Annotated in this window: 20 protein-coding genes; 1 reads left to right on the forward strand and 19 read right to left on the reverse strand. The window is 25.8% G+C overall.

The annotated features are described in order from the left end of the window. Positions 1–6 precede the first annotated feature (6 nt). The 12 genes from RDY08_RS09625 to RDY08_RS09680 all read right to left on the reverse strand — a co-directional run bounded on the left by RDY08_RS09625 (position 7) and on the right by RDY08_RS09680 (position 13,257). Positions 7–2,319, reverse strand: a complete 2,313-nt coding sequence (locus RDY08_RS09625) for an efflux RND transporter permease subunit (RefSeq protein WP_307904201.1) — start codon at positions 2,317–2,319, stop codon at positions 7–9. A 219-nt stretch (positions 2,320–2,538) separates the two neighbouring features. Then, complete coding sequence (locus tag RDY08_RS09630; RefSeq protein ID WP_307904202.1) at positions 2,539–3,192, reverse strand: Crp/Fnr family transcriptional regulator; 654 nt, start codon at positions 3,190–3,192, stop codon at positions 2,539–2,541. Positions 3,193–3,203: 11 nt separating this feature from the next. Continuing rightward, on the reverse strand, positions 3,204–3,668 hold the full coding sequence (locus RDY08_RS09635) for a hypothetical protein (RefSeq protein ID WP_307904203.1): 465 nt from the start codon (positions 3,666–3,668) through the stop codon (positions 3,204–3,206). Between the two features lie 39 nt (positions 3,669–3,707). After that, positions 3,708–5,033: a sigma-54-dependent transcriptional regulator gene (locus RDY08_RS09640; protein ID WP_307904204.1), complete on the reverse strand. Its 1,326-nt coding sequence runs from the start codon at positions 5,031–5,033 to the stop codon at positions 3,708–3,710. A 2-nt stretch (positions 5,034–5,035) separates the two neighbouring features. After that, positions 5,036–6,493: a sensor histidine kinase gene (locus RDY08_RS09645; protein ID WP_307904205.1), complete on the reverse strand. Its 1,458-nt coding sequence runs from the start codon at positions 6,491–6,493 to the stop codon at positions 5,036–5,038. A 513-nt stretch (positions 6,494–7,006) separates the two neighbouring features. Then, positions 7,007–7,504 carry a 4Fe-4S binding protein gene (locus tag RDY08_RS09650; protein ID WP_307904207.1) on the reverse strand — a complete coding sequence of 166 codons (498 nt, stop codon included), beginning with the start codon at positions 7,502–7,504 and terminating at the stop codon, positions 7,007–7,009. A gap of 122 nt (positions 7,505–7,626) precedes the next feature. After that, a complete protein-coding gene (locus tag RDY08_RS09655; RefSeq protein WP_307904208.1) occupies positions 7,627–8,139 on the reverse strand; it encodes a hypothetical protein in 513 nt (170 codons plus the stop codon). Between the two features lie 411 nt (positions 8,140–8,550). Beyond that, on the reverse strand, positions 8,551–9,897 hold the full coding sequence (locus RDY08_RS09660) for an alpha-amylase family glycosyl hydrolase (RefSeq protein WP_307904209.1): 1,347 nt from the start codon (positions 9,895–9,897) through the stop codon (positions 8,551–8,553). 83 nt (positions 9,898–9,980) lie between these two features. Beyond that, a complete protein-coding gene (locus RDY08_RS09665; RefSeq protein ID WP_307904211.1) occupies positions 9,981–10,553 on the reverse strand; it encodes a TetR/AcrR family transcriptional regulator in 573 nt (190 codons plus the stop codon). A 257-nt stretch (positions 10,554–10,810) separates the two neighbouring features. Next, positions 10,811–12,076: an MFS transporter gene (locus RDY08_RS09670; RefSeq protein WP_307904213.1), complete on the reverse strand. Its 1,266-nt coding sequence runs from the start codon at positions 12,074–12,076 to the stop codon at positions 10,811–10,813. A gap of 272 nt (positions 12,077–12,348) precedes the next feature. Next, positions 12,349–13,011 (reverse strand): dTMP kinase, encoded by a 663-nt coding sequence (locus RDY08_RS09675; RefSeq protein ID WP_307904214.1) that lies wholly within the window; start codon positions 13,009–13,011, stop codon positions 12,349–12,351. A 99-nt stretch (positions 13,012–13,110) separates the two neighbouring features. Beyond that, positions 13,111–13,257 carry a hypothetical protein gene (locus RDY08_RS09680; protein ID WP_307904215.1) on the reverse strand — a complete coding sequence of 49 codons (147 nt, stop codon included), beginning with the start codon at positions 13,255–13,257 and terminating at the stop codon, positions 13,111–13,113. A gap of 573 nt (positions 13,258–13,830) precedes the next feature. Here RDY08_RS09680 and RDY08_RS09685 point away from each other — a divergent pair. Beyond that, positions 13,831–15,183: an FAD-dependent oxidoreductase gene (locus tag RDY08_RS09685; RefSeq protein WP_307904216.1), complete on the forward strand. Its 1,353-nt coding sequence runs from the start codon at positions 13,831–13,833 to the stop codon at positions 15,181–15,183. Positions 15,184–15,408: 225 nt separating this feature from the next. Here the strand turns inward: RDY08_RS09685 and RDY08_RS09690 are convergent, their stop codons facing one another. The 7 genes from RDY08_RS09690 to gltX all read right to left on the reverse strand — a co-directional run bounded on the left by RDY08_RS09690 (position 15,409) and on the right by gltX (position 24,156). Beyond that, positions 15,409–16,095 (reverse strand): DUF2161 domain-containing phosphodiesterase, encoded by a 687-nt coding sequence (locus RDY08_RS09690; protein WP_307904217.1) that lies wholly within the window; start codon positions 16,093–16,095, stop codon positions 15,409–15,411. A gap of 21 nt (positions 16,096–16,116) precedes the next feature. After that, positions 16,117–16,959, reverse strand: a complete 843-nt coding sequence (locus tag RDY08_RS09695; protein ID WP_307904218.1) for an ion transporter — start codon at positions 16,957–16,959, stop codon at positions 16,117–16,119. Between the two features lie 489 nt (positions 16,960–17,448). After that, on the reverse strand, positions 17,449–19,938 hold the full coding sequence (gene pheT, locus RDY08_RS09700; RefSeq protein WP_372339415.1) for a phenylalanine--tRNA ligase subunit beta: 2,490 nt from the start codon (positions 19,936–19,938) through the stop codon (positions 17,449–17,451). 46 nt (positions 19,939–19,984) lie between these two features. Further along, positions 19,985–21,001, reverse strand: a complete 1,017-nt coding sequence (gene pheS, locus RDY08_RS09705) for a phenylalanine--tRNA ligase subunit alpha (protein ID WP_307904220.1) — start codon at positions 20,999–21,001, stop codon at positions 19,985–19,987. A 35-nt stretch (positions 21,002–21,036) separates the two neighbouring features. Beyond that, positions 21,037–22,047 carry an Rpn family recombination-promoting nuclease/putative transposase gene (locus RDY08_RS09710; protein ID WP_307904222.1) on the reverse strand — a complete coding sequence of 337 codons (1,011 nt, stop codon included), beginning with the start codon at positions 22,045–22,047 and terminating at the stop codon, positions 21,037–21,039. 26 nt (positions 22,048–22,073) lie between these two features. After that, a complete protein-coding gene (locus RDY08_RS09715; RefSeq protein WP_307904224.1) occupies positions 22,074–22,799 on the reverse strand; it encodes an SIMPL domain-containing protein in 726 nt (241 codons plus the stop codon). Next, positions 22,792–24,156: a glutamate--tRNA ligase gene (gene gltX, locus RDY08_RS09720; RefSeq protein ID WP_307904226.1), complete on the reverse strand. Its 1,365-nt coding sequence runs from the start codon at positions 24,154–24,156 to the stop codon at positions 22,792–22,794. The genes RDY08_RS09715 and gltX overlap by 8 nt, the downstream gene beginning before the upstream one ends. Positions 24,157–24,164 lie beyond the last annotated feature (8 nt).

A 24,164-nucleotide genomic window follows, 5' to 3' on the forward strand; every position in this document is an offset into this window, starting at 1 on the left:
CAATAGCTATTTTTCTTTTTTATCTTTAAATATAAATTTAGGCTTAATTGTATTTATAGCAATTAACATAATTGTCAAAGTTGACACAAATGCTACAAACATATTAAATGATATTAATGCTCCAAGCTCTCTATTTGGCGGAAATACAGAAAACATTAATACTGAAAATCCTAAAATTACAACTACTGCATTGAAAAATATAGCTTTTCCTGCTTCTTCCATTGTATGTTTTGCTATTTCAATTTCATTTCCATCTCCTGCTGCCCTCATTTTATATCTATCTATAAAATGAATTGCATAATCTACTCCTATTCCTATTGATATACTTGATAATAGTGCTGTTGTTGAAGAAAGAGGTATTTTTAAAAATCCCATAACCCCAAATGTTGTTAATGCTGTTAATGCAATTGGAATTATACCTATAAATCCTGCAACCACACTTTTAAACATAAATGCAATTAAAACTCCTATTAATATTAATGATAATCCTAAACTTTGTATTTGCCCTTCTAATATCAAATCTGTAAATACCAAAGATTTATATGCAGAACCTGCATAATTAATCTTTATCCCTTTAAACTCATTTTTATTATTTTTGACTACATCTATTACTTTTCTTATCAGCTTAGAGTTATCTGATTTTAATTGCAATTGCATATTTAATTTTTTATAATTATAATCTATTACTTTATTTAAATTTTCAGGGTCTCCACTCATTGAATACAGTAACAGATATTGAGCTATCAAATCTCTACTACTTGGTATTGTATAATAACCTTCTTTATCTCCATTCATTACTAAATTCATTCTTTTTAAATAATCTGTCAATGAAAATGTTGCTCCAACTCCATCTATTTTTTCAATTTTAGCTTGTAAATCATCTATTTTTTTTAATATTTCAGGATTCTTAAAATCATTTTCTTTCCCTTCAAATATTATATTTAACTTTGTTGTCCCACCAAAATTATTATTTATAAATGTATCTGCTTTTACAATATTACTATTTTTTTCAAATTTACTTAAAAAACTTGAATCTACCCAAATTTTTGACATTCCATATATTGAAATCACTACTATTATTACAGTTAATCCAACTATGTATAATTTTGATTTTAATATTTTTTCTGTTATATTATCCATAAAACTATTTTCTGCTATCTCTGCCTTACCGCTTTTCTCTTTTTTAGTTAAATGTGGCAATCCAAATAGAAACACTGAAGCTGGTAAAAACATCAAAGATAATACCATTGCAAATAACACTCCAAATGCTGTAAATATTCCAAAATATTTAACTGGATATACTTGAGAAGTTAATAGCGATAAAAATCCAACTGCTGTTGTTATAGATGTCATTATTACAGGTTTATACAATTCACTTAAAACCTTTTCTATAACTATCTCTTTTTTTAATTTATTATCTTTTTCATTACTCTCTTTTGTATAATGTTTAATATGACTAAATATATGTATCCCATCTGCCACACCAATTGCAATCAACATTACTGGTATCATTGTTGAAATAGAATATATTGGAATCTTCAGATATGTCATTAATCCAAATGCCCAAATGGCACTAAATAGCACAATTAACAATGTTATTATTGTTCCTTTTATAGTCCTTAACGTTAAATATAAAACTATAATTATCACTAAAATTACAATTGGAATCATTTTTTTCATATCTTTGGGAGCTAATAGTGCTAAACTTCCTTCGATTACAGGTCTTCCTGCAATATATATTTTATCTGAACCTGTATTATATTTAGATGCCATATCCTTCAAATCTTTATACATCTTTTGAGAAAAAATATCTTTGTCTAATTCTGCAATTATTAATGTTGAATTATAATTTTTAGAAACAAGTTTACCAAAAATCATATTATTATTTTTTACATTTTCTTTTAATTTTTCTAATTTAGATTCTGTTTTAGGAACTCTTTTAAAAAATGAATTTACTTCCATTCCATATTCATCACCTACAATATTTTCAGCAGTATAAAGGCTTACAACATCTGCTTTTTTTATTTTAGGATATTTTTGCAATGCTTTTGTAATATCTTTTACTTTCTGTAGAGTTTCACTATTGATTACTCCATTTTTATTTTCAATTGCTATTATTACTCCATCTTTTATATTGAACCATTCTTCCGCTTTATCACTATAGACAAATGCAGGATTATCTTTTGGCATATACTCATCTAAATTTGTTTCTAAACGCCCATTGCTTTTTATTGCTTTTAGCGAACCTACTGTTAATAATATCATAACTATAAATATTATTATTGGATGTTTATAAATCTTTTTTAATAACTTTAACATAATTTTTCACTCCCTTTTTATTATTGAGGAACGGCTTAAAAATAACCTTCTGATTTTGTTTTAAAATACGCAATGGTTCAAGCGTTTTTATAACAAAAAATGAGAAACTTATTTTTTAAACATTCTTTATCTTCTAAATTAATTATACTCTATAAAAAGGAAAAACACCGTAACTATAGTCACGGTGTTTTGGGCGTTATCTTATTTTTTAATTTCATTTCAAAGTATTACTTCCTCTAATTTTTCTAAAGACAATATCTCTATTACACTATTTTCTTCCTTAATTATTTTTTCATCTTTTAATTTCTTAAAAGCTCTTGAAACAACCTCTCTTGAACTCCCTAACGCTCTTGCAATCTCTGTTTTTGTTTTGATTTTTATTATTTTCCCTCCATTTGATTTTTCATAAATCATCAATATATATTTAGCAACTCTCTCAACCATTTTAGAATATGATAATATTTCTATTAAATTAGATAAATTAACCATTTTTTTGCTCATCTCTTTTAAAAAATTTACTAAAAACTGTTTATTTTCAAAGGAAATTAATAACTGTTCTTTTGATAATTCATAAATTTCACAATTCTCTTCAGCTATTATATTTGCTGGATATAAATCTTCATTAAATAACAATACTCCTCCAAACATCTCTCCTTCATTAACCGTTCCTATCTTTTGCTCTTTTCCACTTGAAAAATATTTAACTATATCCAATTTCCCTTTAACCATAATTGTTAATACAGTGCATTTTTCTCCTTGATTGTATATTATTTCGCCTTTTACTAATCTCTTCTTTTTAAAGTATATCTTCTTATCCTCTAAATTTTTATTATCAAAAAAATTTTCTAAACTAAAATTTTCTGCTATTTTCATAATTTATATTCTCATCTCCTCTTTCCTCTTCCATTCCAGTTTCCATTCTTACCATTTCCATGATTCCTATTTTGCGTTCTCATTGCTCTATTTCTACCACTTCCAAAATCATTAAATCCATGTCTCATCCATAAAAATTCATCTTTATCATTAATAAAACTATATCTTTTTATCTTATCTTTCCCCAAAATAATTTTAACTTTTCTTATATGGTTTATTTTATTATATACGCTATATTCTATTTCTATATTCTCACCTTTTTTAAATTCAATCTCATTATAATCTACAAACCATCTAGGACCTATCACAAACGCTATCTCTTTTACAGTTTCGCTCTCTTTCCCCTTAATAGATACTTTTAAAATATTATTATTTTGCTCTAAAACAACTCCTTTAATTATATTTATATTATCACTATCTTCTGCAAAAATAACAAAACTAAAAATCAATAACATTAATAAAATAACTTTTTTCATCTTAATCACCCCATTTAAAAAACTCTTTAAATTATCCTATTATTCCCAATCTTTTAATTTATATCTTATACCACGACTACTAATCCCCAATATTTTAGCAGCTTGTGTTTTATTTCCATTACAATGCTCTAATGTTTTTAATATTGCCTCTTTCTCTATTTCATTTAGAGTTTTCCCAACATAACAATCCTCAACATCTTTTTTATTTTCACTCTTTTTTATCTCAATTTCCATATCTGGCATTATTAAAAATCTTTCTACTAAATTTTCTAACTCTCTCACATTCCCTGGAAATTGGTATTTTTTATATTTTTCTATTAATTTCCCTTCATAATTTCTAGCTTCCTCTTCTGTAACTTTGTATTTTTTACTATATTTATCTATAAAATATTTTATTAATAGCTCAATATCTCCATCTCTTTCTCTTAATGGAGGCAAGATTATCTTTACTAAATTCAATCTATAATATAAATCTTCTCTAAAATTTCCTTTTTTTATCTCATCTTCTAAATTTCTATTAGTAGCAGCTATAACTCTACAATTAATTTTTATAGGATTTCCCCCACCAACTTTTTCAATCTCTTTTTCTTGTAATACTCTTAAAAGTTTTGCTTGTAATTCTATATTCATCTCTCCAATTTCATCAAGAAAAATTGTACCCTCTCCAGCTAATTCAAATTTTCCTTTTTTATCATTTATGGCTCCTGTAAAACTTCCTTTTTTATGTCCAAACAGCTCACTTTCTACTAAATTATCTGGTAAAGTAGCCACATTTACTGCTATAAAAGGCTCATTTTCCCTATTCCCACTATTATGGACAGCTTTTGCTACTACCTCTTTTCCTGTTCCGGTTTCTCCCTCTATTAATACTGGCACGTCTAAATCAGCTACTTTTTTTATTATATTTTCTACATTTTCCATCTTTTTAGATTGATAAATTAAATTAGTTTTAGCTGAATTTTCTTTAATTATATCTTTTAAGTTTCTATTTTCTATTTTTACTTTTTTTGTTTCTAACGCCTTTTTTATTGTCTCTTTTAATTCTTCTATATTTACAGGCTTTGTCAAAAATCCATAAGCCCCTTTTTTCATACATCTAACAGCTGTTTCAACTGTTCCATATGCTGTTAATAATATAAAGCTAATATCCAATTTCAATCTGTTTATCTCATCTAAAAAATCTTCTCCTGTTAAATCAGGCATCTTATAATCTGATATAATCAAATCTACTCTCTCTTTTTTAGACAAATCAATTCCAGCTTTCACTCTATTTGCTGTATAAACTTCATATCCCTCTAATTCCAATATATCTTTTAATATATCTAGTTGTACTTCTTCATCATCTACAATTAATATTTTCCACATATCTATTTCACCTCTATAAAAATTTCTGTTCCAATATTTTTTTCTGACTTTACATCTATTCCCCAATTATGAGCATCAATTATCTTTTTAACTACAAACATTCCAATCCCATTCCCCATTGATTTTGTTGTATAATATAATTTAAAAAGATTTTCTAATTCCTCTTTATCCATTCCAATTCCATTATCTTTTATTAATATCCCCTTTTTGTCTACTTTAATTTTTACCTCTTTAAAATCTCTTTTATCCAAAGCTTCTAAACTATTTCTTATTAAATTTATTAATACTTCCTTTAACTTATCTTTATCTCCAATTACAATTAAATTTTCTCTGTTTTCAAATATAACATTTACCTCTTTTTCTTCAAATTGAGGCTTCATAAATTCATATATCTCTTTTATTAATTCATTTAAATTCAACTCTTTTTTATTTAAATTCAAATTTTTTCTAAGAGCTAAAAACTCCTCTATTATCCTATTTATTCTAAAAACTTCTTTGGACATTATCTCTATATATTTTTTTATTTTTTCATTTTCAGCTATTTTTTTTAGATATTCTATACTGTAATTTATTGTATTAATCGGATTTCTTATTTCATGTGCAACCATCGAAGCCATTCCACCAAGCAAAATATCTTTTTCTTTTTCTTTTATATAATTTTGTGCCTCCAATAATCTTTTTTGATGAATATTATAAATCACCATAAAAATTACAACTACTATTATTACAAATAGATTAAAAATTAAATTTATAAGTCCTCTATTAATCTCCTTATAATCATTTGTGAAATTCATATATAATACCATTTTATAATTATAAATTAAATTATTCAATTTATCATCTATTTTTAAATTAGATATTGTTTTTATAATTTTTAAATTTTTATCCACATTCCCTATTTTTATAAAAATTTTATTAGAATTATCTAAAATTTCTATTTTTTTTGTTTCTCCACCTTTTATAATATTTGACAAAATCTTATTCAAAGATATATTTTTTATTAATTCTTGAGGTTTAGGATATCTCTTTATTATAATATAATCCCCTTTTTCCCCTGCTAAATATATACTGCTACTGTCATTATAATATTCTACAACTAATATCCCATTATCTAATATCTCTTTTAATCTATCTTTAAATATTGGAATTTTATTATCTCCAAATATTATTTTAAAATTCTTATCTAATTTCACAGAATTATTTTTACTAAATTTTGTATATTTAAAATCTAAAAATATCTTTTCATAAAATATCTCTTCTATATAAAAGTATTTTTCAATAGATTCATCTAAAAGTATTTTTACTGTATTTGATAATTTTTTAGTCTTTATTTTAATTTTATATTCTAAATACACCTTTTTTTCTGCATAAGCATTTATATTATATACTCCATAAATTATAGATATACCTATTATAATTAAAAAAATCGTATTTTTCCTCAATTTGTTTATATAATTCAATATTTTCACCACCTAAAAAAAATAGAATATAACAGCTCTTTAAATTTAAAATTATGATTAGACCCCCAAAAGGTAGTTTTCTAAAATCATACCACTACATATAGTTTCGTAAAAGCTTTCGAACACTATATGTAGTGGTATGAAGAAAACTAAATACCTTTTTGTGGGTCAATCAAATTATTATTAATTTTTAAAAAGAGCTTAATTATATTCTACTTTATAACAGATTAATTATCAATTGTTATTTTTTAATTCCACTTATTAAATCTTCTTTTCCCAAAATGTTTACCACTTTCTATAGAAACACTCTTTTCAATACTGTAACCTGAATTGTGTTTAGCTATATTTTGATTTTCAATTAAACTATTTGCTCCAACTACAGCTAATGCAAATATTGATACAACTCCTATTACTTTTGGAATAAATTTAAGCTCTTTTGTCTTTTTAGGAACGGCTTAAAAATAACCTCTCCATTTGATAATAAAAGATGCAATGTTCTAAGCATTTTTATTATCAAATATAAAAAAATATTTTTTTAAACGTTCTCTTAGGTTGTGCTGTTAATTCTGTCATATACCCAAAAGGACATACTTGACACCAAGTTCTTGGTTTAAAAAACACTCCTAATATAGTTCCAACTATTGTACTTGTTAATATAAATCTAAAAAATACAAATCCAATCTTGAGTAAATCTCCTCCTGTCTTCGTTAAAGAATATATAAAGAACCCAAACATTAACGTAAAGAACAGTGCTTTAAATTTTCTGCTTTGAAAAAACTTAGGTGCTTTTTTATTTAAAGATATCTTTTGTAATATTTTTGTTAAAAAATTTCCTCTTGGGCAATAAAACGCACAAAATGTTTTTTTCTTATCTTTTATACTCATATAAACTGCTGGTATCATACATAATAATGCTGCTAAACCAAATAATGGGTTAATTATAGCTAATAATAAAAATAATATCATTAATGTCCAGTTCCATTTTAAATATACCTCTTTTAATTTTTTCATTTTTTTATCTCCTCTCTTTTTTATTTTTTATAAACTTTTATAATTTTATCCGTAAAATCTATGACTAATTTATATTTAATTTTTCACCATAGATTTTACGGCTTCTAATTTCAACTTAAACTCTATCTTCTTCCTCTACCTTGTCTTTGACCTCTATTTCCTTTATTTCTATTGTTTCTTCTCATATTTTTTCTACCACTGTTTCCTTTCCCATAAGCTGGTCTATTGTCATTAATACCATCTCCATTTGCATCTACGAAATTATCATTTATTCCATCTCCATTCTTGTCCACAAAATTTCTACCTTGCCCATTTGGATTTGCTCTTCCTGTCCCTCTTTGCCATACTGTTACTGCTGAATTTGTTGTATTAACTCTGTTTCTGCCATACCCTCTTCCATAAGCAGGTCTATTATCATTTATTCCATCTCCATTTGCATCTACGAAATTATCATTTATTCCGTCTCCATTCTTGTCTACAAAATTTCTACCTTGTCCATTTGGATTTTGTTTTCCTGTTCCTCTTTGCCATACTGTTGTTGCTTTTGCTGTTGTTGTAGTTGTTCCCTCATCTGCCATTACCAAACTTCCTATAATCATCATTGCTCCCAAACCTAATACCAATCCTTTTTTCATTTTAAACATCTCCTTTAATTTTTTATTTATTGACCTATTAGGTCTTAACACTCTATATATAGCAACTCTATTTCAAAAATATTATTTTTATCTATTTTTTTATAAAAAAATTATAATTTTTATTTTATATTGCTCTCGGCTTAAATAAAATCAACATTTAAAGCACAAAAATATTTATTAAAAAAATTTATTTTCAACAGTTCAACTTGTATCTCTTGAAAATCAATTAGATATTCTATCCTATTAAACAAAAATGCCTATGCAAAAAATTCATAGTATGAAAATTTTGCATAGGCATTTTTTGTAATTTATTTATATTTTCTGAATAAAATTATACTTTCCTAACAAATAAAAAAAACTATACAATTCAACTTTTTTGTTGTTGTATAGTTTTTTTCTATTATTTTTATCCTACCCTATTCTCTTCAAAATTCTTCCCCAATTTGAATACAGTTTTATCTCTCGATTATTATATAAATCAACCTCATTATTATCATTCAAAACATCTATATATCGCCCAGCAGGTATATTATGCTCTTTCAAATTCACTTCATTTTCAGATGAATTAAATATTGCTATTACCATTTCGCCATTATATTCTCGCTTAAATCCAAATTGCTCTTGTTTAACAAATATCTCTTCATAATTTCCATATTTTATAGCTTGCGAACTCTTTCTAATTTGTGATAATTTAGAAATATGATTTACCATGTTAGCTGATTTATTAGAGTTCATATAATTAATATCCAGATCAGGTCTTAATTCTCTATCACTACCATTCCATTTTTTTCCTTCTATCTCCCATTCACTACCATAATATATAGATGGAATTCCAGGCATTATATATAGCATTGTATATAATGTATATAAATCTTCTTTTTTCTTAATAGTTGTAGCAACTCTCTCTACATCATGATTATCTGCAAAATTATACATTGCAATATCTTGATAAATTCCACCTTTTGAAAATTGTCTTTTTAAAGAATGAGCTATCTCAAAATAATTTTTATCATTATGAGAAGAGTATAATCCTTTATAACATTCATAATTTGTAGTAGAATCAAGTTTTCCTTCTTTTATCCATCTACTATAATCTCCATGAACTACTTCTCCCATTAGCCAAAAATTTTGTTTTCTGTTTTTAACTGTTTCTGATAATTTTCTCATAAAATCAAAATCAAGAGTATCTGCCGCATCAAGTCTTATCCCATCAATATCAAATTCATCAATCCAATATTTTGCAGCATTTAATAAATATTCTACTACTTCAGGATTTTTAAGATTTAATTTAACAAGATTATAATTTCCATCCCACGTATTATATGTGAAATTATCATTATATGGACTTCTTCTGCTAAAATCTACACCGCTGAACCAATCTTTATATTTTGAATTTTGCCCATTCCATTGTAAATCTTTAAAAGTAAAATGTTCTCTCCCTACGTGATTAAATACTCCATCCAATACAACTTCTATTCCGTTGTCATGCAAAGCTCTTACTACTCCTTTAAACATTTCATTATTTCCTAAACGTCTATCAACTTTATAATAATCAACTGTATCATACCCATGTTCAAAAGATTCAAAAATAGGTCCTAAATAAAGAGCATTTACTCCTAAAAATTTCATATGTGGTATCCAATCAATAATTTTATATAACCTCTCTGTTGGATTCGATTGAAAATCATTTCTTTCTGGTGCTCCACAAAATCCTAAAGGATAAATGTGATAAAACATTTTTTCGTTTGCTAAATTCATTTTTTTCTCCTCCTCTTTCTTTTTATACTTACCGTTTGGTATAGTGTTCCTTTAAAATAAAAGGGTAACTTGTACCCTCAATATCAACTAAAAATTCCATACATAAATTGTCTACACAGTTGTCTTGCACTTTCTTCACTTATATCTTTTTCATCTTTAGTATAAAAATAATATGATATCCCAGAATTTATCATTCCCATAAATGAAAATGTATACATCCTACTTCTTCCTCTCATATTCCCATGTTGCTTTTCAGCTTCTAAAAACATTTTTTCTATTAACATGTGCTGTTTTGTATGATATTCCATTGTAGATTTATATGTCTGACTTTTTTCAGGTGAATACGCATGATTTAATATTAATCTGTAAAAATCAGAATTTTCTTTTGCAAATTTAAAATAACAAAACATTATTTTTTCTAATGTCAAAACTATATCGCCTTTATAATCACTTATTTTAGCAAGTTCATCTAAAAAAGGTAAAAACTTTTCTGTTAATATAGCATTTATAAGACCTTCTTTGCTTCTAAAATAGTGATATAATGTAGGCTTTTTTACTCCTGCTGAATCAACTATTTTTTGAACTCCTACGTTATCATATCCCTCTTTAGCAAATAATTCAAGGGCGAATTTCATTAATTCTTCTTTTTTTGACATCGGTTTTCTCCTTATCGGTTTTGTTTAGTATACCATTCGGTACAGTAAATGTCAAGATATTTTTATACAATTTACTTTAACATTTCATAATTTTATAAATTTGAGTATATTTTTTAGAATATTTAGATATATTAAAAAATAAATTTGTCAAAATTATTTTTTACTTTTTTTAATTTTTACTATGCCATACTTATCTTTATAACAATATAAAGACTGTATATAAAGCTACTTTTATTTTTCACTCTACAACAATTTTTTCAATTCATAGCATTTTCATTTTCTAATTCACTTATTTTTCTATTTTCTATTTTTTCCCATTTTATCATAAATATAACAACAGAGACAATCAGTACCATCCCACTAATTAAAGGTAAAAAATTTATTGCATATTTTTCTATAATAGAACTTGATAAATATACCGCTAAAGGAGATAATATACTTCCTCCCATAGTAATAACTCCTAATATTTTTCCTTTTTTATTATCTGGGATTATGTCCTGAAACAAAATCATCAATTTTATATTTGATATTATCATAAATAACCCAAAGAAAAACATATCTATTAAAAATAAAGAAAAAACTAAAATTTTAGCTTTAATATTAACTATAGTAATAACTCCTATAACTAAAAGAAAAAATGCCATTAAAATAGTTGATTTATATGGATATTCTACTTTTAATTTTTTCTTATTAACTATAATAGACCCAAATAATGCTCCTATTGAAAAAAATGTCCTCAAAATTCCAAATTCAACAGAAGAATACCCTTTTAAATTAATAATGATATATGGAACTGGTATTAAATAACCAAAATTAAAGAAAAAGTTAAAAAGAACAAATGATAAAAATAGAGTTAAAATTTTTTTATCATTTTTAATATCAGCAAATCCTAATATTAATTCACTAAAAAATTTATCTTTTTTCTTTTCAAGATTAGAGACAATTTTATTATATCTTAAAAATAATTCACTTATTCCAGATAACAAAAAAGATATCCCATTTATAAAAATAAAAATTTTAATATCAACTATATAATAAATTACTCCACCAATAAGTGGACTTAATATATAAGTTAATGAATTAATAGTCTCATTTAACGAATATAGCTCTTTTATTTCATTATTTGATATTAACTCCTTTAAAGAACTATCAAATAATATATTAAAAAAAATACTTGTTGTTGATAATAAAAACATTGTAATATAAATAAATTCTATCTTTACCCCAAATAAGTTTACTGTAAAATAAAAAAAAGATAATATAAAAAAACTTAAAAAATCACTAATAGCTAACATCCATCTTTTATTTATTCTATCTACCAAAGTTCCTATTATTGAAGAAAAAAATATTCTTGGTAAATAGGTTACTATTAAAGATAATCCAAATGACAAAGGAGAACCTGTTATTTTTAAAATATAGTAACTTAAAGCAAAATTAAATATATTAGTCCCAAATAATGAGATTATTTTACCTAATAATAATAATATCTTATTTTTATTTCCCGATAAATTTATAAACTGCACTAGCATCTCCTCCTACCAGTTTTTTCCAATGTAATAGTTGCAAATACTTGCGAATATATTTTTTCATTAGATTTTAATTTTATATGAATCTTTTTCAAAATAGAATATTTAAATATGTTGAATTATATTAATAAGCAAGTTTGTTTCAAACGTAGCATTGAACAGCCCTGTGTATAATATAATCCATTTTTCTAGTTGTAGTTCTTAATTCACTTTACCTACTCTAAATGCGAAAGAACCAAAAAACTTGACACACCCCACCTTTTAACAATTTAATATTCCTTAAAATGGATTTTATCAACATTGTTAGCGATAGTAAAAAGAGAGTTAAATCTTTCTTTTATTTCGTTGAACACTTCATTTTTAGAGTTGTTTGCATTAATTCTTTGAATATTTTCTTTATTAGTTATTATTTTTTCAAACATATTTCTAACTTTAGTTAAAATATCTATATTTTCATCAATTCTATGCTCCTTTTCTTTTCTTGTCAAAATTCTTTCTTGAGATAAGCTTAATTCGGTGTCAAAATAAAAAATTAGATTAGGTTCTTCGACTAATGAAAGAATCTTCTCCACCCATTCCATCTCCTCTTTCGTGCATCCATATCCCATTCCATAGGCAATAAAGTCTATTTTATGTCTGTCACATAGTAAGAAGTCATATTCCGACACTTCTTTCATTATCTTTAAGTAGTGATGTGTCACGTCATAAGCCAAACCAATTCGAACAATAAACGGTGGCAGTTCATGATATGCACATGGATCCCCAAAGTATCTATCACAATACTCATAAATTACTTCTAAAGCAGAAAATTGTACTTTTGTAGTCTTTACTTTAAATCCTTTATTTGAGAGATATTCATAAAGGTTATTCATCTGAGTTGTTTTTCCTGAACCATCAATTCCAGAAAAACTTATTACATATGGTTTTTTCATTTTTTTACCTCCCTTATTCTCTGGGTAGTGTCAAATATAAACATTTATACTTTAATATATATCATTATACCCTTTTAAAAATTTCTTTTCTATTTATACCTAGTTTTTCAAGCTTTTCATTAATTCCATTTTTTCATTATATTTCAGATTATTTTTTAATAAAAAATCATTATAATCATCTATATTATAATTTTTAGAAATCATTTTCATATATTCCCAAATTAATTCTATTATTAAAATTCTCATTGGTTGTTACCTTGATTTGATAAATTGTATATTTTTTCACATTCCATAATAAAATCCTCTTCTTATTATATATTTTTATTTTTAAAATTATAACTCATATAATTTTTAATACTATTTTGAAAAACTAAGAAATTACAAAATTCTAAATACGATTTTTAGATTTTGAAAAATTCGAACAATTCAATCTCTTTACAGTCCCATTGGACTAAAACATTATACTACATACAAATATTTTTTTCAAGTTCTTTAGCTTAAGATAATGTAAAATAATTATAGAATTTTAGCCACCAATTTACACTAATATACACCAATAATTAAATACAAATGAATGATATTTTATATTCATCAGTGTTAACCTCTGTTCATATCGTGATTTTAAATGTTTTTTTTTATATTTTTGTATTAAGATTCTTTTTCTATAAAAATTTGCCACTATCATCATTCTTTAAATTTCATCTCTAATATTCATATCCAAACCTTAAACTATTCAAATTATATAATAATTGATTTTTCCATTAAACAATAGTATAATTAATAAACAAACTTTTACAAAAATCTAAGGAGGTAAATTTTATGAGCGTTAATAAAGTAGTAGCTATAATCGGTGGCGGTGCAGGTGGAATGACAACTGCTGCTCAATTAAAAAAATATGATTCATCTATTGATGTAGTTGTATTTGAAAAATCTTCATATGTTGCTTGGGCTGGATGTCCAACTCCATATTTCATTGCAAACGAATTACCATTTGGAAGTGTGGCACATTATACTCCTGAACATTTTAGAAATATCAAAGGAATTCAAATTTATGATAATCACGAAGTGGAAAAAATTAATTTTGACTCAAATTCATTAATTGTAAAAGGTGAACAATTTAATGGTGAATTCAAATATGATGAATTAGTCATTAGCACAGGCGGAACTCCATTTACTCCACCTATAAAAGGTTATTCTAAAGATATAAAAGGAATTTTTAGATTATCTCATGCTGTTGATGCTATAAATATCAAAAAATATATAGAAAATGATAAACCTAAAAAAGGTGTTATTATAGGTTCTGGATTTATAGGTATAGAAATGGCAGAAAGTCTTTCTCTAAACAGTATAGAAACTGTTGTCGTTGAGAAAATAGACCGAATTTTCCCAATGTTTAGCAAAAAACTTCTTGCTCCAGTATACAAAAAATTTGAAGAAAAAAATATAAAATTAATTTTAAACAATTCAGTAGATGAAATTTTTTCTGAAAACGGAAAAGTTACAGGTGTAAAATTAAATGATGGTTCTACAATTGATGCTGATATTATCATGATGACAATTGGAACTAGACCAAATACAGAATTAATTGAAAAATCAGGATTTCAACTTAATGAAAATAGCAGAGTTTACGTGGACGAACATTTAAAAACATACATACCAAATGTATATGCATTAGGTGATATGATTTTTACAGATAATATTATTACAGGCAAAAAAGTTTATGCTCCTTTTGGAGACGTTGCAGATAAACAAGGTATCGTAGTAGCAAGCAATATAACTGGAACGCCTATGAAATGGAAAGGTGTAATGGGGACTTTTGCCACTTCATTTTTTGATGTTAGATTGTCTAAAACAGGTCTTACATTAGAAGAAGCAAAAGAAAATGGATTTAATGCTGGTTCTGTTTCTTTAAAAGCTTTTACTAAAGTTCCAGGATTTGCTGACTCAAGAGCAAATTCCATTGAGGTAGTTTATGATAAAGATTCAGAAACTATTTTAGGTGCATTTATGGTAGGATATGAAGCAGTTGCTCAATTTATAGACCAATTTGCAATAGCCATTAAATTTAAATTAAATTTAGAAGACTTATTTGACGTAGATTACGCTTATTCACCAACTAATTCTACTGTATGGAATCCATTCCTAGCAGCATTTAGAAAAATATTAAGATAAGAAATAGCATAGCTTATATACTTAGGAACGTTTAAAAAATAAGTTTCTTATATTTTGTTATAAAAACGCTTAAATTATTGCGTATTTTAAAACAAAATGGGAATGTTATTTTTAAGCCATTCCTTAGTAAATTTAGACTTTCCTAATATATATAAGAAAAGAAGCCTTTTTTAAAAACCGGCTTCTTTTCTTTTTCTCTTCTTCTAAATTGTACATTGTCCACTATCAATTATTCTTATAATATTCAACTATATCAGGATATTTCCCCATCTCTTCTTTCCCTTTATCATTTAATTTATATACTCCTCGTTCAACCCTATCAAACCATCCATAAAAGTTTTTAATCAAAATACTGCTTGTTTTTTCCCCTGTTCCAATTTTTTTTAATTCTTTAGCAGATAAAGGTCCATTTTTTTCCAAACAACATGCAATAAATATATTCTGCTCTTTATAAGCTGTCATTATTGCTGTTCTTCTACTTCCTCCTATATTTCTATTCCCAGTTCTCCCCTTTATCTCTTCTATTATTGCAAATCTCTGTTTTTTACTTTTTCTCTCTACATATTCATTTGGATGAAATATTATATCTACTCTTGTATCTTTTTTTAGAAAAACAACAAATATCAACCCTAACTCTAATTTTTTTAATAACCTAACTATATCTTTCCAATTTTTAGGCAAATTTTCAGGCCTTGGCACTGCAATATAAACAGAATCTGCTCTCCTCTGTCTTTCAACTGCTTGAACTAATAAAGTCAAATTTATACTTTTTTTCAGCTCTATAATAATAAGATTATCATCTTTTATTGCAACTACATCACAATCTTTAACTTCACTTTTTACATTATAGCCATTTTTTGCCATATAATCATAAATTGGTTTATATAAGTCTGTTTCTTTAATTTTTTTCATAATTCCTCCAAAGCCAAAAAATCAATCCAAATCAATATCTTTCCCACAATATGGACATTTCATCTTTTTTTCTTTTTCAATTGCTATCTCTTCTGTAAAAGCTGATGCCAATATACCAGTTGGCAACGCAAATAATCCAATCCCTAAAATAGATATAATTGCACCTAAAAACTTCCCTAAAGCCGTTATTGGATAAATATCACCGTATCCTACAGTAGTCAAGGTTGCAATCCCCCACCACATCGCTGCTGGAATACTCGAAAAAGCTTCTGGTTGTGCTCCATTTTCTATATAATACATTAGACTAGAAGTAATTATAAGTAGTACAATTACTATAAACAGGGATATTAAAAGCTCTTCTCTTTTTTTCTTTATAATTTTATAAAATGTCGTAACCGCTTTTGAATACCTTCCAACTTTTAAAAGTCTAATCAATCTAAATAATCTTACAGCTCTCATAATTCTCAAATCAAATGGAATTAAAACAGGCAGATAAAATGGTAATATTGCTAATAAATCTATGATTGATAATGGGGATAATATAAATTTAATTCTTGCTTTAAATTTATTTTTTTCTTTTTTATATTTATCATCTTCCACACAAACCCATATTCTCAAAATATATTCCACACTAAAAATTATAACTGATATAAATTCAAAATATAAAAAAACTTTTCCATATTTTGTAACTAAACTATTTACAGTTTCTAGTATTACAGCCAATACATTTAGAGATATTAAAATCATCATAAAAATATCAAATATTTTACTCTCTTTATCTCCCTCTTTTGCTTTTTCCAATATTTCATATAATCTTTTTCTTTCTATTTTTTTAAATTTAGCCAATCTTTTAAAATTATACATAAAAAATCCCCCTTTTGCAAATAATTAAATCGTATGGATATTATAGTTTAAATATATTAATCAAAATCAAAGATTATACTTTTTTCTTGATAAAAAAGTACCAAAAAATCAAGTGCTAATGCTCCAAGTAATAATTTTCTAAGGCTCATTCCCTACAGTTGCCAAACTCGCTACGCTCAAACAATGTCAACTGCTTAACGGGAATTTCACCAAGAAAATTTATTACTTTCCGCAAATGCACGGGGAAAAATTAAAACATTAAAATATTAAAACATTAAAACATTAGATTCTTTAATCAACTACTCAACTACATTAAAATTCAACATATGATTACCCTATTTTATTATCGGATTCTTTTATTAATTCATTATAAAAAAACAGCGTAGCTTATTTTCATGAATAAATTTATACTTTCCTAACAAATAAAAAATGAGTCCAAACCCTAAAATAAGCTTGGACTCATATATTTATATTTTTAAAGAACTTTTTCTAACTTCTTAACTTACCATTAAATCTTTTTTCTATATTTCCCAAAATCTTTTTCAAAACTTTATCTACTTCTTCATCTTTTAGTGTATCAGTTTCACTTCTAAAAGTTACACTTATTGCAATACTTTTAAATCCTTTTTCTACTTGTTCTCCTTTATATACATCAAATAGCTCAACTTTTTCTACTATTTTTCCACCTTTTTCTATAACTTTTAATAAATCTCCAACTAAAACATCTTCTGGTGCAACAATTGCTAAATCTCTTTGAATAGCTGGATATTTAACTATTTTTTTATATCCCGTTTTTTTCTTAGAATATTTTTCTATCTTTTCAATATCAAATTCTGCTATATATACTCTTTCTTTTATTCCCATATTCTCAAGCACATTAATATGAATTTCTCCATAACTTCCAATTAAATCTCTTCCTACATATAAATCTACACTTCTACCTGGATGAAACATTTTAGATTCACTTCTTTTTAATGTATAATTTTTAAAATTTAGTATCTCAAAGAATGATTCTACATATCCTTTTAAATCATAAAAATCATAATTATTAGGCTTTGCATCCCATAAATTTTTATTATTTTTTCCAGATAATGCTACTCCAAATTTTAATGTTTCTATAGGTAATTTTTCTTCAGATTTAAAAAATAGTTTGCTTACTTCAAATATTTTTAAATCCGAAATATTTCTATTTAAATTATCTTTTATATTTGTTAAAAAACTATATGCAAGTGTTGGTCTAAGTATTGCCATATCTTCATTAATAGGATTTTTAATTTTTACAGTTTCAGCTTCATTGTATATTTTATTTAATCCAGCTTCAGGGATAAAGCTATAATTTATAACTTCTTGAAGCCCTATTTCACTTAAATATTTTTTATATTTCATAGCTAAAGCTATATTTGAATCTATTTTTCCTGGCTTAATATTTTCTGTTGGCATAATAGATTGTATATTCTCAAATCCATAAATTCTCAATACTTCTTCATATAAATCTGCAGCTCTTTCCAGATCTCCTCTAAATGATGTTGGAATTACTTTTAAATCATCTCCTAAATCTTCAACTTCTAATTCTAAATTTTTAAGTATTTCTACAATTCTGCTTTTTTCTATATCTTTTCCTAAAAATTTAGATAATTTATTTATATTTAACATAATTTCTTTTGTTTCAGGTTTTTCTATATATTTATCAACTATTCCTTGTACAATCTCTCCACCTGCTACACTTTGGATTAATTGTGCTGCCCTTTTAGCTACAGTTTCTGTATCTTCTATATCAATTCCTCTTTCATATCTATATGAAGCATCACTTGCTAATCCCAATTTTTTAGATGTTTTTCTTATATTTTCTGGTTTGAAATAAGCAATTTCTATAAGCAAATCTTTTGTTTCATTTGTAATTTCTGAATTTAATCCACCCATAACACCTGCTATTGCAACAGCTTTTTTAGTATCTGCAATAACTAACATAGACGAATCTAATTCTCTTTCTACATTATCAAGTGTAACTATTTTTTCATTTTCATTAGCAGCTCTAACTACTATTTTTTTCCCTTCTATTTTATCATAATCGAAAGCATGTATAGGATGCCCATATTCCATTAAAATATAATTACTAACATCTACTACATTATTTATACTTCTAATTCCAATTGCATTTAATCTTTTTTTCAACCAGTTTGGCGATTCACCTATTTTTACATCTTTTATAACACAAGCTGCATATCTTTTACATTTTTCACTGTCTACAATATCTACATCAATATAATCAGATGCTTTTTCAGAATTTTCTTCTATTTTTATTTCAGGATATTTTACTTTTCTTCCATAATATGCACCTAATTCTCTTGCTATTCCAATATGTGATAGACAATCTGGTCTATTTGGTGTTATTTCAAGCTCAAAAACTATATCATTTTCTTTTAAATGCTCTTTCAAATTTTCTCCAACTTTTGCATTTTCTTCTAATATCATTATTCCTTCATGAGATTCAGATAATCCAAGCTCTTTTTCAGAACATAACATCCCCTCTGATTCCACTCCTCTTATTTTAGCTTTTTTTATCTTAAACTCTCCAGGTAAAATAGCTCCAACTTTTGCAACTGCAACTTTATCCCCATTTTTATGATTTTTAGCTCCACATATAATTGGCAAAATCTTATCTCCTACATCAACTTTACAATAAGTTAATTTTTCAGAATCAGGATGTTTTGTAAGCTCAACTATTTTTCCTACAACGACATTATCTAAAAATTTTCCTTGCTCTTCAATAGCTTCAACCTCTTGTCCTATCATAGTTAAAGCATTTTCAAGCTCCATTATATTTTCATTTATATCTATATACTGACTTAACCATTCTAACGATATTAACATTGTGTTCCTCCCTATTATAATTAAATATTCCTGTGCTATTTCTTTCTCTCTGTTTAATACACGTATATTTTTTATTTTTACCCCCTCATGAATTGTCCTTACAGACATCTCACAAAAGATAACATTAACCCGTTCGCTCCTACATGTTCTCTCTCTATTTAAATTGTCTCAAAAATCTCATATCATTTTCGAAAAATGCTCTCAAATCATCTATTCCTTTTCTAAGCATTGCCACTCTTTCTATTCCTACTCCAAAAGCAAATCCACTATATTTTGTCGAATCATATCCTACTTCTTCTAATACTTTCGGGTCTACCATTCCACACCCCATTATTTCTAACCATCCACTTCCTTTACATACTCTGCAACCTTTTCCGCCACAAACTACACATTCTACATCCATCTCTGCTGATGGTTCTGTAAATGGGAAAAAATGTGGTCTAAATCTTGTTTTTCTTTCTCCAAATGCTCTAATTACAAACTCTTCTAATATAGCTTTTAAATTTGCAAACGAGATATTTTCTCCAACCATTAATCCTTCCATTTGATGAAACATTGGTGTATGTGAAATATCATAATCAGAACGATAAACTTTACCTGGACATATCATTCTAAGCGGTGGTTTATGTTCTTTCATATATCTTATTTGTACAGGTGATGTTTGAGTCCTAAGTACCACATCATCCTCTATATAAAATGTGTCTTGCAAATCTCTTGACGGATGAGTTTCTGGAATATTTAATGCTGTAAAATTATAATAATCTAATTCTACTTCTGGTCCATCAGAAATATCAAATCCCATTTCTATAAATATTTCTTTTAAAAATTCTGTAGTTTCAGTTATAGGATGTAATCTACCAGCTGCAACTTTTTTCCCAGGTAATGTTATGTCTATAACCTCTTTTTTTAACTTTTCTTCTTTTTCTTTTTCTTTTAATATGTTAAATTTTTCTTCTAATTTTCCATTCAAAAAATTTCTTGTTTCATTTACTATTTGACCTATAATTGGCCTATCTTCTTTTGATACTTCTTTCATCCCTTTTAATATTTGAGTAAATTCACCTTTTTTCCCCATTAGTTTAATTTTAATATCTTCAAATTCTTTTAAATTAGCTATTTTTTCAATATTATCTTTTGCTTTTTCTTTTAACTCGATTATTTTCTCTTTCATCTTTCCTCCTGTTTTTTATAATTCAATGTTTTTGATTATTTTTCTATATTCTTGATTAACTTTTCTATATTTTCCAATTTATCCTCTTTTCTTATTGCATTTTTTACTTTTTCTAATTTTTCTATATTTTCTATTTGAGTTATATTTTTCATTAATTTTAATCCAGATTTTCCAAATTTTATATCTAATGCTAATTCTATTCCTTCTATCATTCCTTCTTTTTTCCCTTCTGTTCTTCCTTCTTTTTTCCCTTCTTCTCTTCCTTTATATAACCATATGTTTTTTGACTTCTCTATTCTTTTTTCTACTAATCTTTCTGCTGTCGTCATGGCAATCTTACCTCCCTCTTCTGACACATTTTCTTTAATTAATTCTATTAATTTCTTATCATCTATTTCCGTAGTATTTAATAAATATATTGTTATACTCTTTATTGCATCTATATTTGAATTCGACAATAATTTCAATATAGTTGGTAACTCAATTAATAAATCACTACTATAAATATACTTCAATAATTTCATCATAGCTTTTAATTCTGAAACCCCAACTATCTCACTGTCTTTATATTTACTTAAATCATATAGCATATATTGAAAATCAGGTATATATTTTTTTAATTTATCATCTTTTAACTTTAACATATCAGAAAATTTTTCTTCTATATTCCAAACTTTTTTCCCATGATATATTACCAACGGTAATATTATTGGTAATTTCTCTTTCTGTTTCATTTTACTTTTCCAAATTTTCAACATATATTCTAATAATTGTAACATTATAAGTTTATCGGGATAACTTTTATGCTCAAATAAAAAGTAAATATAACTTTCTTCTCCTGATATTTTTACTTTATATAATAAATCTGTAAAATATTCTTGAAGTTCTTCTGTTACATAACTATCCTTCTCTATTTCCAATTCCTCCAAATTTATAAGCTCATATATGTCCTTCCCTAAATAATTTTCTAAAAAACTCTTAGCATTATCTTTTTTTGTCAATATCTCTTTTACATACTTATCATGTGGATTTACTAATTTCCCCATTTTTCACCTGCTTTATAATAATTTTTTTACTTTTTCATCTTATCCAATTCAAAAGTAACATGCACAGTTACTTTTATCTCCTGTTTTCTGCTAGATGTATTATATAATCCATAACTTGCTATTGCTGTGGAATAAGGTTCTGTTATTTGAAATACTCCTGTTCTTGCATTTATTATATCTCCAACTTTATAATCAGTATTTGATATAATTTCATCTCCTCTTTCTCTTGCATTTATTGTTGCTTTTGCCAAAATTTCTTTTTTCATATCATCTATTTTAGAATAATAATATCCTAAATTTGAATTTTTAATTAATATTCCAGTTTCTGTAAGTTTGTCAGGAAACAGTGCTAAACTCTCAACTTTATCAATATCTTTTGAGATAATATAAAATTTTTGACTTGCAACATACCCTGATATTACTCCATCTCTATTATAATTAGGATACATATTCATTGGAGTTACTGTAATTTTTTCATTTAACCCATTGCTTTTTAAAGCTTTTTCCAATTTTTTATATCCAGCATTTAATTTTGAATACAGTTTTTTCACACCATTTATATCGCTTCTCTCTTCTAGTGTTATACTCCATTTTATAGTATCTGCCTCATATTGTGTAGATGCGATTCCTACTGCTCTTAATGTTCTTAATGGTTGCCTGCTCTCATAAAGAAACTTTCCAAATATATAAGACGACACTATTAAAGCCAAACTTAAAACAGTTGCTGATATTATCAAATAAATTTTATTCATTTATCCACCTCTCCATTCTTTTTAGACTTTCTTCTTTTCCTAAGTAATACATTGATTCAAATAATCCTGGTGAAACAGTTTTTCCTGTTATTAAAACTCTAACAGGCTGTACTACTTTATTTAAGCTCATTCCATTTTCTTTTGCAAAATTTCTAAATACTAATAATAGATTTTCTATATCCCAATTTTCATTTTCCAAAATTTTATAAAGATTTTTTAGATTTTCTTTAATTCCCTCTTTTTCAAGAAACTTAGTTTTTCCTTTTTCATCATAACTTTCTATCTCTTCAAAAAAGAATTTGTTAAGTTCATAAAGTTCTTTTAATGAAGATACTTTATCTTTTGAAATTCCAACTATATTTTTGAAATTTTCTCCCATTTTTTCTATCTCATCTATATTTAGATATCCATATTTTATCAAATAATCTTTAAATAATTTTTCCATTTCTTCTAAATTTTTTGAGCTAATATAATATTTATTAAACCAATATAGTTTTTTATAATCAAATACAGTTGCCTTTTTAGTCATTTTACTTAAATCAAAATCATCAATCCCATCTTCAAAAGAAAAAATTTCTACATCTGTTGAATATCCTAATACCATTAAATAATTTATTATTGATTCTTTTAATATTCCATCTTTTTGAAAACTATCAATTGACACATCTCCGTGTCTTTTGCTAAGTCTTGTTTTATCTTCACCTAACATTAATGGCAAATGCCCATATTCCGGTATTTCTAATTCTAAAGCTTCATAAATCATAACTTGTTTTGGAGTATTTGACAAATGGTCTTCTCCTCTGATTACAAAACTTACCCCTTCTTCATAATCATCTATAACTACTGCAAAATGGTATATTGGAACTCCATCTGATTTTCTTATAATAAAATCTTTGAAATTTTCTTTTTTAAAATAAACTTTTCCTTTTATTTTGTCATCTATCACAAAATTTTTATCTGGAATTTTTAATTTTATAGTAAATTTTTCGCTATTTTCAATTTTCTTTTTAACCTCTTGCTCTGATAAATTAAAACAGTTACACTTATCTTCTTTATCATTACAAAAACATCTATATGCTTTATTTTCTTCTATTAATTTATCAAAATATTTATTATATTTACTAAAATCATCAGATTGCCTATAAAATTTATCCCATTTTATTCCAACCCATTCCAAAGCATCTGTTATTGCTTTCTCATACTCTTTTTTACTTCTTTCTCTATCTGTATCTTCTATTCTTAATATAAAATTTCCATGATTTTTTTCAGCATAAATAAAATTAATTAATGCCGTTCTAAGCCCGCCTATATGTAAATATCCCGTTGGACTTGGTGCAAACCTAACTGTTTTTTCCATAATTTCTC

The sequence above is a fragment of the Haliovirga abyssi genome (genome assembly GCF_030295325.1).
GTDB classification, from domain to species: domain Bacteria; phylum Fusobacteriota; class Fusobacteriia; order Fusobacteriales; family Haliovirgaceae; genus Haliovirga; species Haliovirga abyssi.